Genomic DNA, 11,553 nt, shown 5'->3' with positions numbered 1-11,553 from the left:
GCTACGACCCCGGGCGCGTCGCCGCCGGGTGGGTTTCGCCGCCGGGATCACCGGGTGGGCGCAGTGCGGCGAACGGATCGGTCACGCGCAGTCCGTGTCCCGAGAAGCGGAAGACCGCGGCCGGGCGACCGCCGGCGGGCCCCGGCGCGGCCGTCTCGCCGGTGGGGACGAGGACGCCGCGGCGGGTGAGCACGCGCTGCAGGTTGGTCGCCGACACCCGGTGCCCGAGCGCCGCGGCGTAGAGGTCGCGCAGCTCGGAGACCGTGAACGCGGTCGGCGCGAGCGCGAAGCCGATGTTGGTGTAGGAGAGCTTGGCGCGGAGCCGGTCCACGCCGTCCTGGGTGATGGCACCGTGGTCGAAGGCGGTCTCGGGGAGGCGGTCGACCCGGTGCCAGGCGGTGTCGTCGGGGACGGCCGGGTCGGCGTCGGTCGGGACGAGCCCGAGGAACGCGGTCGCGATGCGGCGCGGCGGCGGCCCGCGGTGGGGGTCGGAGAAGACGCCGAGCTGCTCGACGTGCGCGACCTCGGCGAGGTCGACCTTCTCGGCGAGGTGGCGGCGCACCGACGCCTCGACGTCCTCGTCCGGCCCCAGCCGCCCGCCCGGCAGGGCCCAGCGGCCGAAGTGGGGCTCGCGGGCACGCTGCCAGAGCAGGACGCTCGGTACTGCCTCGGTGATCCGCAGGACGACGGCGAGCACGTCGTGCGCGTACGTCCCCGCCTCGCTGCCCTCCACGGAGCGTAATCGTAGGCCGTGTCAGCGGCGGCACTCCGCAGACGCCCAGTGTCCGTATCGCCACGCGCTCGCCGGCGCTCGACGGCGCTCGCCGGCGCGTGAGGTGGTGCGCGCCACGCCGCGTGATCAGTGCTGGCGTGGGCGCGGGCGTGGAGGGTACGGTCGAGCATGTTTTCGACCACCAGGCGAAAACCACCGAGACCGGCCGCCCTCGACGCCGAGGGACCGCCGGGGGAGGAGACGGCGATGACCGTCACCGCTGCCACGGACCTCGTCGAGCCGCTGGCCGCCGGTCCGGACTGGGCGGACGAGGTGCGCCGGCTCGCGCGGGAGCGCGACGCCGTGGTCCTCGCGCACAACTACCAGCGCCCGGAGATCCAGGACGTCGCCGACCACACCGGCGACTCGCTCGCGCTGTCACGGATCGCCGCGGCCAGCGACGCGAGCACGATCGTCTTCTGCGGCGTGCACTTCATGGCCGAGACCGCGAAGATCCTCGCGCCGGAGAAGACCGTCCTCATCCCGGACGCGCGCGCCGGCTGCAGCCTCGCCGACTCGATCACCGCCGACGAACTGCGCACCTGGAAGGCCGAGCACCCCGGTGCGGTGGTCGTCAGCTACGTCAACACGACCGCCGCGGTGAAGGCCGAGACCGACGTCTGCTGCACGTCGTCGAACGCCGTCGAGGTCGTGGAGTCGATCCCGGGGGACCGCGACGTCCTCTTCCTCCCCGACCAGTTCCTCGGCGCCCACGTCAAGCGCGTGACGGGACGCGACAACCTGCACATCTGGGCCGGGGAGTGCCACGTGCACGCCGGCATCAACGGCGCCGAGCTCACCGCCCAGGCCCAGGCCGACCCCGAGGCCGACCTGTTCGTCCACCCCGAGTGCGGCTGCGCGACGAGCGCGCTCTACCTCGCCGGCGCGGGTGCGGTTCCCCCCGACCAGGTCCACATCCTCTCGACCGGCGGGATGCTCGACGCCGCGAAGAACACGACGAAGAGCAGCGTGCTGGTCGCCACCGAGGTCGGGATGCTCCACCAGCTGCGCCGCGCCAACCCCGACGTCGACTTCCGGGCGGTGAACGACCGCGCCGCCTGCGGCTACATGAAGATGATCACGCCGGGCGCCCTGACCCGGGCGTTGCGCGAGCGGCGCGACGAGGTGCACGTCGACGCCGAGACCGCCGCGCGCGCCCGCGGGGCCGTGCAGCGGATGATCGAGATCGGTCGGCCCGGGGGCGGGGAGTGAGCCGCCCGGACTGGGAGACCGCGGCCGACCTCGTCGTCGTCGGCTCCGGGGTCGCCGGCCTCACCGCGGCGCTCACCGCCCAGCGCGCCGGCCTCCGGGTCGTCGTCGTCACCAAGGACACCCCCGACGCCGGAAGCACGCGCTGGGCCCAGGGCGGCATCGCCGTGGTGCTCGGTGACGTCCCCGGCGACTCGGTCGGCGCGCACCTCGCGGACACGGTCGCCGCGGGCGGTGGCCTGGTCGACGCCGACGCCGCGCACACGATCCTCGACGAAGGCGCCGCCGCCGTCGCCGCCCTGCGCGGCGAGGGCGCGGTGTTCGACGGCCACCCCGACCGCCTGGCCCGGACCCGCGAGGGCGGGCACACGGCGCTGCGCGTCGTGCACGCCGGCGGCGACGCCACCGGCGCCGAGGTGGAGCGTGCCCTGCTCGCCGCCACGCGGCGCGAGGAGCTGACCGTGCTCGCCGGGCACGCCGCCGCGACGGTGATCACCGGCCCCGACGGCGGCGTCGAGGGCCTGCAGGTCCGCGACGACGAGGGCCGCGCCGGCCTCCTCGCCGCGCCCGCCGTCCTGCTCGCGACCGGCGGCGTCGGCGGCCTCTACGAGACGACCACCAACCCGACCGTCGCGACCGCCGACGGCTGGGCGCTCGCCCTGCGCGCCGGGGCCGCGCTCGCCGACGTCGAGTTCGTGCAGTTCCACCCGACGGCGCTGTACACCGGGTCCGCCTCGCGAGGCCGTGCGCCGCTCGTCACCGAGGCCCTGCGCGGTGAAGGTGCGGTGCTGCGCGACACCACCTGGGCGCCCGTGACCGCCGGCGTCCACCCGCTCGGCGACCTCGCCCCCCGTGACGTCGTCGCCTCGGCGATCACTCGGCGGATCGGGGACCTCGGCGCCGAGCACGTCTGGCTCGACGCCACCGGCATCCCCGACGTCGCCGCCCGCTTCCCGACGGTCGCCGCCGCGTGCGCCGCGATCGGCGTCGACCTCGCCCGCGACCCCGTTCCGGTCCGCCCCGCCGCGCACTACTCCTGCGGCGGCGTCGTCACCGACAGCCGCGGGCGCACCGCGGTCCCGGGTCTCTGGGCCGCCGGCGAGGTCGCCCGCACCGGGCTGCACGGCGCCAACCGCCTCGCCTCGAACAGCCTCCTCGAGGGCCTGGTGATGGGCCGCCAGGTCGCCGAGGACGTCGCCGCCACCCTGGCCGGGCCGCGGCGTCTCGCGGATCCGGTGGCCCCGGACGCGGCGCCGACGGACGTCGCCGACCGCGCCCTCCTGCAGGCGGCCATGACCCGCGGCGCGGCGATCGGACGCGACGCCGCCGGGCTCGCCGCCGCCTCCGACGCCGTCGAGGCCGCGAGCACCGAGCGGGTCGTGACCACGCGCGCCGACGTCGAGGACGCCGCGCTGACCCTGGCCGCGCACGCCCTGCTGGCGGCCGCCGGCTCGCGTACCGAGACCCGCGGCTGCCACGTCCGCACCGACCACCCCGCCACCGACGACCACTGGCAGCGCGCGTCGGCGACGGTGGTCCTGAGGGGCGAGCGCCTGCACGTCGGCACCACCGACGCCCGCCGCGGAGGTGTCGCATGACCGCCTCGCTCGCGCTGCCGGCGAGCCTCGACCCGGCCGAGGTCGATGCCGTCGTCACCCGCGCCCTCGACGAGGACCTGCGCGACGGACCGGACGCCACCACCGCGGCGTGCGTGCCGGAGGGCACGGTCGCGACGGGGGAGTTCCGCACCCGCCCCGCCGGGACGCTCGCCGGGCTCGGTGTCGCCGTCCGCGTGCTGGAGCGGGTGTGCGGGCCGGACCTCGAGGTGCTGCAGGCCCGCACCGACGGCGACCGCCTCGCGCCCGGCGAGGTCGCCCTCGCCGTCCGGGCGCCCCTGCGGACGCTGCTGATCGCGGAGCGGACCGCGCTCAACCTGCTGGGCCAGCTCTCCGGGGTCGCGACGGTCACGTCGGCATGGGTCGACGCCGTCGCCGGCACCCGCGCCCGCATCCGCGACACCCGCAAGACCGTCCCCGGGTTGCGCGCGCTGCAGAAGTACGCGGTGCGCTGCGGCGGCGGGGTGAACCACCGGATGTCGCTGGGCGACGCGATCCTGATCAAGGACAACCACGTCGCCGCGGCCGGCTCGGTGACCGCGGCCCTCGCCGCCGCACGGGCCCACGCCCCGGATCTGCCGTGCGAGGTCGAGGTCGACTCGTTCGCCCAGCTCGACGAGGTGCTGGAGCTGTCGGTCGAGCTCGTCCTGCTCGACAACTTCACCCCGGACCAGGCGGCCGAGGCGGTCGTGCGTCGCGACGCCCGCGCGCCCGGCATCGGACTCGAGGTCTCCGGCGGCCTGACGATCGACACGGCCGCCGCCCACGCCGCGGCCGGCGTCGACTTCCTCGCCGTCGGCGCCCTCACCCACTCCGCCCCGGTCCTCGACCTCGGCCTCGACCTCCGCACGTGAGTGCTTTCAGGGCCGATAGGCCCGGAAAGTACTCACGAGCGGTGGTGGTGGGCGGCGGTATCGCCGGGATGTCGGTGGCCGCGGAGCTCGCGCGCGGCGGGCCGGTGGTGCTGGTCGAGGGTGAGGACGAGCTCGCCAAGCACACCACCGGGCGCTCGGCGGCGAGCTACATCCCCGGCCACGGCCGCCCGCCCGCCCGCGCGCTCGTCGCCGCCTCGCGGGACCGGTTCGACGCGCTCGCCGACGAGGCCGGGCACCCGTTCCTGCGTCCGCGCCCGGTCCTGCACCTCGCCCACGACGCCGACGAGGAGCGGGTGCTGCGCGACGACATCCTGCCTCTCGACGCCGTCGACCCTCTGACCCCCGACGAGGCGGTCGCCCGCTGGCCCGCCCTGCGCCGCGACGTCCTGCGCGCCGCCGCGGTCGTCGAGGACGCCCAGGACGCCGACCCGATCGGCCTGCACCAGCACTACCGCCGCACCCTGCGCGCCCGCGGCGGGGAGATCCGGACCGGCGCCCCGGTCACGGCACTCGACCGCACGACCGGCGGGTGGCGTCTCGGGATCGGAACCGACCACCTCGACACCGACACGGTCGTCCTCGCCGCCGGGGCCTGGACCGACCGCCTGCTCGCCCTCGCCGGCGCCGACCCGGTGGGCCTGCGCCCGTTGCGCCGCACCATCGCGATCGTGCGGGTGCCGGCGGGCGCGCCGGTGCGGCGCGACGACCCGTTCGCCGTCTCCGCCGGCGAGCGCTGGTACGCCAAGCCCGAGGGCGAGCACCTGCTCGTCTCCCCGTCCGAGGAGACCCCGGCCGAGCCGGGCGACCCCCGGCCCGACGAGCTCGACGTCGCCCGCGCGCTCGAGAGCGTCAACGCCGTCACCACCCTGGGCCTGCGCTCGGTCGCGACGAGCTGGACGGGCCTGCGCACCTTCGCTCCCGACCGCGCCCTGGTCGTCGGCGACCGCCCCGAGCACCCCGGCCTGCACCTCTTCGCGGGCCAGGGCGGCTCGGGGATCGAGACCGCGCCGGCCGCCGCCGCGCTCGCCGCTGCCGTGATCCGTGGCGACGCGCCGCCCGCCGACGTCCTGGCCGCCTTCACGGCCGAGGGGACGACGCTCGACGCCGTCCTCGCCACCCGCCTCGGGACATCCTCGGCCCCCCGCTAGCCTCCCCCGTATGGGGGACACTCCGCGGGTGCGGCGCGTGATCGCCGGGCTTCTCGTCGGGCTCGCGCTCGCCGTCGCCGGGTGCTCGACGGGTGAGGACGTCGCACCCCCGACGGCGACGGGTCCGTCCACCCCGAGCGACCCCGCCCGCGGTGTCCGCGCGCCCCTGCCCCCGGAGGGCTCGCGCGAGGGACCCCGCATCTGCGGGAAGACCGAGTCGGTGCCCGTGGCGGGCGGGCGCTACGAGGTCCAGAACAACGCCTGGGGCGCGAGCACGCCGCAGTGCACCACCGCGTTCGACACCGGGTTCAGCGTCGAGGCGACCCACGCCAAGGACTCCGGGCCCGCCGCCTACCCGTCGATCGTCGTCGGCTGCAACTACGGCACCTGCACGCGCGACTCGCCGTACCCGCTGCCGCTGCGCGAGATGGGCGACGTGCGCTCGAGCTGGGCGGTGACCGTGCCCGACGAGGGCGACTTCAACGTGGCCTACGACGTGTGGCTCGACCCGACCCCGCGCCGCGACGGCGCCAACACCGGCGCCGAGCTGATGATCTGGCTCGACCGCACCGACCGCGTGCAGCCGATCGGCTCGGAGCGGGCGACCGTCGAGATCGCCGGCGCCCGGTGGGAGGTCTGGACCGGCGAGAACCACGGCACCCCGGTGATCTCCTACGTCCGCGAGCGGTCGACCGACACGGTCGTCGACCTCCCGATCAGCGACTTCGTCACCGACGCCACCCGCCGCGGCGTCGTCGAACCGACGTGGTTCCTCACCAACATCCAGGCCGGCTTCGAGCCCTGGATCGGCGGCGAAGGCCTGACCACCGACGCCTTCTCCCTCACCCGGAACGGGATCTGATCGTCCCGAACGAGGGAGATGACCTGCCGTCACCCACACGACGAACGTACGTTTCACCGCGACGAACGGTCGAGTAGCGAGGACGGCAACGGATGAACGGTCGACGTCGGTCGATGAGTGGGCTGGTCGTGGCGATCTTCGCCGCTCTCGCCATGCTGGTGGGCGTCAGTCCGGCGCTGGCGACGGCGGCACCCGACGCGCCTCGCGTCGAAGGCAAACGAGTCTGCGGGAAGACCGAGTCGACGCCGGTCGAGGGCGGTCGCTACGAGGTCCAGAACAACGTCTGGGGCGCCGACACCCCGCAGTGCGTCACGGCCTTCGACACCGGGTTCGTCGTCGACCCCGCCGACCACCACAAGGAGAACGAGCCCGCCGCGTACCCGTCCATCGTCTGGGGCTGCAACTACGGCAACTGCACCAAGGACACCCCGTTCCCGAAGAAGATCACCGAGCTCGGCGGCATGCGCTCGTCGTGGACGGTCGAGGTGCCGCCGACCGGCGACTACAACGTCGCGTACGACCTGTGGCTGGACCCGACGCCGCGGCGCACCGGCCGCCCGACCGGCCTGGAGCTGATGATCTGGCTGAAGAACACCCCGCGCGTGCAGCCGATCGGCGAGAAGACGGGCGAGGTCACGATCGGCGGCACCACGTGGGACGTCTGGCTCGGCCGGATCGACCTGCCGACCATCAGCTACGTCCGCCAGGAGCAGACGCTCGAGGTGAAGGATCTGCCGCTCGACGCGTTCGTCGCGGACGCCCAGCAGCGCGGCGTCGCGAAGCCGGAGTGGTACATGACGAGCGTGCAGGCCGGCTTCGAACCCTGGATCGGCGGCCGGGGCCTGGCGACGCGGTCGTTCTCCGCGACCCTGCCCGCGCCCCTGCCCTAGATCAGGATTCTCCGGCGCGCTCCCGCAGCGCGTCGATGAGTCGGCGGTCCCGCTTCGTCGGACGGCCCGCGCCCCGGTCGCGCACCGCGACCGGGGCCGGTCGCTCCTCCGGCGGCGGGGCCGGCGGGGTGTGGTCGACGTAGCAGGTGACGGCGACGGGCGCCCCGACCCGCTTGGAGATGATCTTCGTGACCTCGACGGTCCGCGCGATCTCGTAGACCCGCGTGCGCACCGTGTCGCCCGGTTTCACCGGCGTCGCGGGTTTGGCCGGGGTGTCGTTGACGCGGACGTGCCCGCCACGGCAGGCGTCGGCGGCGTCGGCGCGGGTCTTGGTCAGCCGCACCGCCCACAACCAGCGGTCGACGCGCACCGATCCCTTGTCCGAGTCCATCGCCGACCAGTGTGCCGTCCTCCGCGACGGGATAAGACTCCTGCGTGGACCACGGCATCATGATGTTCCCGACCGACTACGCGATCGACCCGGCCGACCTGGCCAAGGAGGTGGAGGACCGGGGGTTCGACTCGCTCTGGTTCCCGGAGCACAGCCACATCCCGACGAAGCGGGAGTCGCCCTACCCCGGGGGCGGTGACCTGCCGCCGATGTACCTCCACACCTACGACCCGTTCGTCGCGCTCACCGCCGCGGCGGCCGCGACGACGACGCTGAAGGTCGCCACGGGCATCTGCCTGGTCATCCAGCGCGATCCGATCCACACCGCCAAGGAGGTCGCGAGCCTCGACCGCCTCTCGGGCGGACGGTTCCTCTTCGGGGTCGGCGGCGGGTGGAACCGCGAGGAGATGGCCGACCACGGCACCGACCCGAAGACCCGCATGCGCAAGATGGCCGAGCAGATCAAGGCCATGAAGGAGCTGTGGACGAAGGACGAGGCCGAGTTCCACGGCGAGTTCGTCGACTTCGACGCGAGCTGGGCCTGGCCCAAGCCGATCCAGCAGCCGCACCCGCCCGTCTACGTCGGCGGCATGGGCCCGAGCACCGAGGACCGCATCCTCGACTTCGGCGACGCCTGGTTGCCGCAGCGGGTCGGTCGGAGGAACATCGGCGAGTTCGAGCAGCGCGTCAACGCCCTGCAGCAGCGGGCCGCCGACGCCGGCCGCGGCCCGATCCCGATGTCGCTCTTCGGCGCCGGCTCCTCGCCGGAGGCCCTCGACGGCTATCGTCGTATCGGGCTCGAGCGTGCGATCCACGGGGTCGGCTCCGCCGACCGCGACACCGTGCGCAAGGAGCTCGACGAGCTCGCGAAGGTGATGAACTAGGGCGTGCCCACTCTCGGGGTCGACGACGCGCGCCGCCGGTTCGCCGCGGCGCGCGTCGCGCAGTTGGCGTCGGTCTCGGCGGACGGGCAGCCGCACCTCGTGCCCGTGGTGTTCGCGGTCGACGGCGACACGGTCCTCATGGCCGTCGACCAGAAGCCCAAGCGCCATCGCGCGCTCAAGCGCCTGCGCAACATCGACGACAACCCGGCCGTGTCGCTGCTCGTCGACCGCTACGACGAGGACTGGACCGGCCTCTGGTGGGTCCGCGCCGACGGCGTCGCGACCGTCTCCGACGCCGACGACGACATCGCGCGGGCCCGCGCGGCGCTGGGGGTGCGCTACCCCCAGCACCGCTCAGAGCCCCCGGACGGCCCGGCGTTCACCGTCGAGGTCACCCGCTGGACGGGGTGGTCGGCGTCGTAGCTACTTCCCGACGCGCAGGTGCTCGACGAACCAGTCGCGCGCGGCGGCCGAGCTGACCTCGAAGCCCGGGCCCGTGTAGGCGTCGAAGTGCCCGTTCGGGGCGATGACCAGCTTCTTCGGGTGCGCGGCGTGCTCGAACGCGGCCGTCGCGACCTCGGAGGCGACGAGCCGGTCGCGCTGGGCGACGACCATCAGCAGCGGTGTCGGCGCGATGAGCGGGAGGTACACGCCCGCCTCGTAGCCCTGGAAGAGCTCGATCGAGCGCAGCGTCACCTGGTTCTCCCACGCGGGCGCGCGCTCGCCCTTCGTGCGGGTGAAGAACTCGTAGGAGTCGGCGGTCGGCAGGGCCGCCGGTGCGGTCGGGTCCTCGGTGACGACCGGGATCATCCCCGGCGCCCCGCCCCGGGCCCGCTCGAGGCGGTCGGCGGCGAGCATCTCCCACATCGGGTCCCACTGGTCGATGCGCACGAGGGACTCGAACGACTTCCGGCCCGAGACGAGGGGAGCCTGGCCGCAGACCGCCTTCACGCGCCGGTCGATGGCGCCGACCACGTAGGCGTGCGCGCCGGAATAGCTCGAGCCCCAGACACCGATCCGGTCGGCGTCGACGTCGGCGCGGCCCTGCGCGTAGGTGATCGCGTGCTGGTAGTCGCGCACCTGCTCCCAGGGGTCGATCTCCTGGCGGGGCTTGCCCGGCGCGGCGTCCGAGGCGCCGAGCCCGCGGTTGTCGTAGACCACGGCCGCCAGGCCGGCGCGGGTGAACACCTCGGCGTAGTCGTCGAGGTACTGCTCCTTGACCGCCGAGAAGCCGTGGGCCATGACCACACAGGGGTGCCCGCCGTTCGCGTCACCGTCGGGCGTGTAGAACCACCCGCGCAGCGTCGCGCCCTCGGCGTCGAAAGAGATGTTCTCGCGCATCGTCGCGCTCCCGTCGTCGTGGAATCCGACGACGCCCGAGCCTGGCCGACCTCGCGCGTCCGCGGGGTAACGGTCCGGGAACGACGGTCAGCGGGCGGCCAGGTCGATCCGGCACTCGGCGGAGCCGGGTCCGGCCGGTTGGACGGCGACGACCTCGAAGGCCCCGGTGAGCGAGACCCCGTCGTCGACGCGGACGTGCGCCGCGTCGGCACCCTCGACGGTGAGCCGCGTCGGCATCGGCGTGCCGTCGGCGCCGGGGCAGCTGTAGGTGCGCAGGACGACGGTCGCCGGCTGCGCGGCCGGGTCGCCGCCGCGGATCGCGGCCCGGTCGATCTGGACGCCGAGCCGGACGTGCCCGGCCGCGAGCTGGTCGCCGCGGAACGAGACGCGGTAGGAGACCAGGGAGGCCACGAGCCCGCTCGCCTCGACGTCGGTGCGCACGGTCCGGTCGATCTGCTTGGCGAACAGCCCACCCATGACGCCGGTGAGCGCCAGGCCGAGCAGCAGCACGATCACGATCACCACCGCCACGACGATCCCGAGGACCAGCTGGGACCGGGACGTGCGCTCCTGCGTCGCCATGGCGGGTCCCCCGGGTGGTCGGCGATCGGTGGTGTCAGCTGCACGATCGGAGCAGCGCCCCGGGGTGTTAGCCAGTCGGTGGCCCGAGGTCGCCGTCCTCGCGCCGCGCCTCGCCGTGCACCTGCGCCGGCTGCCCTGGTCGTCCCCGCCGCCCCAGCGCTGCTCACCAACCGCGCTCGCGCCACTCCCCGAGCTTGGGGCGCTCGGTGCCCAGGGTCGTGTCGTCGCCGTGGCCGGGGTAGACGTGCGTGTCGTCGCCCAGCTGCCCGAACACCTTCGCCTCGAGGTCGTCCATCAGCGACTTGAAGTCGTCGGGCGTTGTTGTCCGCCCAGGGCCGCCGGGGAACAGCGAGTCGCCGGTGAAGAGGTGGCCCGAGCCCGCGGGGTCGCGGTAGAGCAGCGCGATCGAGCCGGGGGTGTGGCCGTCGAGGTGGATGATCTCGACCCGCGAGCCGCCGAACTCGACCGTGTCGCCGTCGCCGACGGTGCGGTCGGGCGCCACCGGGAGCTCGGGGGCGTCCTGCTCTCCGGCGTAGGTGGTGGGGGAGAGGGCCTTCACGGCGTCCTCGAGGGACTGCACGTGGTCCCAGTGCATGTGCGTGGTCGCCAGCCGCTTCACCTTGCCGCGGTCGGCGACGGTGTCGACGGTGTCGAGGAGACGGTCGGTCTCGTTGGCGGCGTCGATGAGCAGCGTCTCGCCGGAGCCGCGGTCGACCAGCAGGTAGGCGTTGTTGTCCATCGGCCCGACCGACACCTTGGTGATCGAGACGTCCTGGAGGTCGCGCCGCGCGGCGGGGCCGCCGGGCTCGACGTGGCCGGTGTAGTCGTCGAGGAGGTCCACGGACACGAGCCTAGCTGTACTCGGCCGTCACGTTGGTGACAGGCGGGTGATCGGGGCTCGGCCGCGGCAGGCGGTGTGGGGGCGTCGGGTGTTGTAGTACTCGATCCAGTCGTCGAGGGCCAGGGTGCGATCCTGGTTGCTG

At 74.4% G+C, this 11,553-nt stretch carries 14 protein-coding genes; 8 read left to right on the top strand and 6 right to left on the bottom strand.

Going from position 1 to position 11,553, the window contains the following annotated elements; all coding sequences use genetic code 11:
• Position 1: 1 nt before the first annotated feature.
• On the bottom strand, positions 2-733 hold the full coding sequence (locus AC2A1K_RS31655) for an NUDIX hydrolase (RefSeq protein WP_483900332.1): 732 nt from the start codon (positions 731-733) through the stop codon (positions 2-4).
• Positions 734-979: 246 nt separating this feature from the next.
• Between AC2A1K_RS31655 and nadA the strand changes: the two genes are divergently transcribed.
• The 6 genes from nadA (at position 980) to AC2A1K_RS31625 (ending at position 7,372) form a co-directional block, all read left to right on the top strand.
• Positions 980-1,984: a quinolinate synthase NadA gene (nadA, locus tag AC2A1K_RS31650; protein ID WP_483900331.1), complete on the top strand. Its 1,005-nt coding sequence runs from the start codon at positions 980-982 to the stop codon at positions 1,982-1,984.
• Entirely contained in the window at positions 1,981-3,579 is a 1,599-nt protein-coding gene (locus tag AC2A1K_RS31645) for an L-aspartate oxidase (protein WP_483900330.1), read from the top strand. Before nadA ends, AC2A1K_RS31645 begins: the two co-directional genes overlap by 4 nt.
• Entirely contained in the window at positions 3,576-4,451 is an 876-nt protein-coding gene (gene nadC, locus AC2A1K_RS31640) for a carboxylating nicotinate-nucleotide diphosphorylase (protein WP_483900329.1), read from the top strand. Before AC2A1K_RS31645 ends, nadC begins: the two co-directional genes overlap by 4 nt.
• 47 nt (positions 4,452-4,498) lie before the next feature.
• A complete protein-coding gene (locus tag AC2A1K_RS31635; RefSeq protein ID WP_483900328.1) occupies positions 4,499-5,620 on the top strand; it encodes an NAD(P)/FAD-dependent oxidoreductase in 1,122 nt (373 codons plus the stop codon).
• A gap of 10 nt (positions 5,621-5,630) precedes the next feature.
• A complete protein-coding gene (locus AC2A1K_RS31630; protein ID WP_483900327.1) occupies positions 5,631-6,482 on the top strand; it encodes a GH12 family glycosyl hydrolase domain-containing protein in 852 nt (283 codons plus the stop codon).
• Between the two features lie 113 nt (positions 6,483-6,595).
• Positions 6,596-7,372: a GH12 family glycosyl hydrolase domain-containing protein gene (locus AC2A1K_RS31625; protein ID WP_483900326.1), complete on the top strand. Its 777-nt coding sequence runs from the start codon at positions 6,596-6,598 to the stop codon at positions 7,370-7,372.
• A gap of 1 nt (position 7,373) precedes the next feature.
• On the opposite strand, the gene AC2A1K_RS31620 is transcribed toward AC2A1K_RS31625, so the two are convergent.
• On the bottom strand, positions 7,374-7,763 hold the full coding sequence (locus AC2A1K_RS31620; RefSeq protein ID WP_483900325.1) for an RNA-binding S4 domain-containing protein: 390 nt from the start codon (positions 7,761-7,763) through the stop codon (positions 7,374-7,376).
• Positions 7,764-7,807: 44 nt separating this feature from the next.
• Between AC2A1K_RS31620 and AC2A1K_RS31615 the strand changes: the two genes are divergently transcribed.
• Both AC2A1K_RS31615 and AC2A1K_RS31610 read left to right on the top strand, forming a co-directional pair.
• Positions 7,808-8,647, top strand: a complete 840-nt coding sequence (locus AC2A1K_RS31615; RefSeq protein WP_483900324.1) for an LLM class F420-dependent oxidoreductase — start codon at positions 7,808-7,810, stop codon at positions 8,645-8,647.
• Positions 8,648-8,650: 3 nt separating this feature from the next.
• A complete protein-coding gene (locus AC2A1K_RS31610) occupies positions 8,651-9,070 on the top strand; it encodes a TIGR03668 family PPOX class F420-dependent oxidoreductase (protein WP_483900323.1) in 420 nt (139 codons plus the stop codon).
• Here the strand turns inward: AC2A1K_RS31610 and AC2A1K_RS31605 are convergent, their stop codons facing one another.
• From AC2A1K_RS31605 to AC2A1K_RS31590, 4 genes are all read right to left on the bottom strand, one after another.
• Complete coding sequence (locus tag AC2A1K_RS31605) at positions 9,071-9,988, bottom strand: alpha/beta hydrolase (RefSeq protein ID WP_483900322.1); 918 nt, start codon at positions 9,986-9,988, stop codon at positions 9,071-9,073. It abuts the gene before it with no gap.
• Between the two features lie 87 nt (positions 9,989-10,075).
• On the bottom strand, positions 10,076-10,570 hold the full coding sequence (locus tag AC2A1K_RS31600) for a hypothetical protein (RefSeq protein ID WP_483900321.1): 495 nt from the start codon (positions 10,568-10,570) through the stop codon (positions 10,076-10,078).
• Positions 10,571-10,733: 163 nt separating this feature from the next.
• Positions 10,734-11,411 (bottom strand): MBL fold metallo-hydrolase, encoded by a 678-nt coding sequence (locus tag AC2A1K_RS31595; RefSeq protein ID WP_483900320.1) that lies wholly within the window; start codon positions 11,409-11,411, stop codon positions 10,734-10,736.
• A gap of 27 nt (positions 11,412-11,438) precedes the next feature.
• Positions 11,439-11,534: an integrase core domain-containing protein gene (locus AC2A1K_RS31590; RefSeq protein ID WP_483900351.1), complete on the bottom strand. Its 96-nt coding sequence runs from the start codon at positions 11,532-11,534 to the stop codon at positions 11,439-11,441.
• Between the last annotated feature and the right edge of the window lie 19 nt (positions 11,535-11,553).

The sequence above is a fragment of the Actinomycetospora sp. 2LY8.5 genome (genome assembly GCF_057180585.1).
This window is presented reverse-complemented; position numbering and strand designations above follow the sequence as displayed.

Coding starts and splice junctions, on each gene's coding strand:
- nadA (WP_483900331.1), top strand. CDS start 980: ATGACCGTCACCGCTGCCACGGACCTCGTCGAGCCGCTGGCCGCCGGT.
- nadC (WP_483900329.1), top strand. CDS start 3,576: ATGACCGCCTCGCTCGCGCTGCCGGCGAGCCTCGACCCGGCCGAGGTC.
- AC2A1K_RS31630 (WP_483900327.1), top strand. CDS start 5,631: ATGGGGGACACTCCGCGGGTGCGGCGCGTGATCGCCGGGCTTCTCGTC.
- AC2A1K_RS31625 (WP_483900326.1), top strand. CDS start 6,596: ATGAGTGGGCTGGTCGTGGCGATCTTCGCCGCTCTCGCCATGCTGGTG.
- AC2A1K_RS31620 (WP_483900325.1), bottom strand. CDS start 7,763: ATGGACTCGGACAAGGGATCGGTGCGCGTCGACCGCTGGTTGTGGGCG.
- AC2A1K_RS31605 (WP_483900322.1), bottom strand. CDS start 9,988: ATGCGCGAGAACATCTCTTTCGACGCCGAGGGCGCGACGCTGCGCGGG.
- AC2A1K_RS31600 (WP_483900321.1), bottom strand. CDS start 10,570: ATGGCGACGCAGGAGCGCACGTCCCGGTCCCAGCTGGTCCTCGGGATC.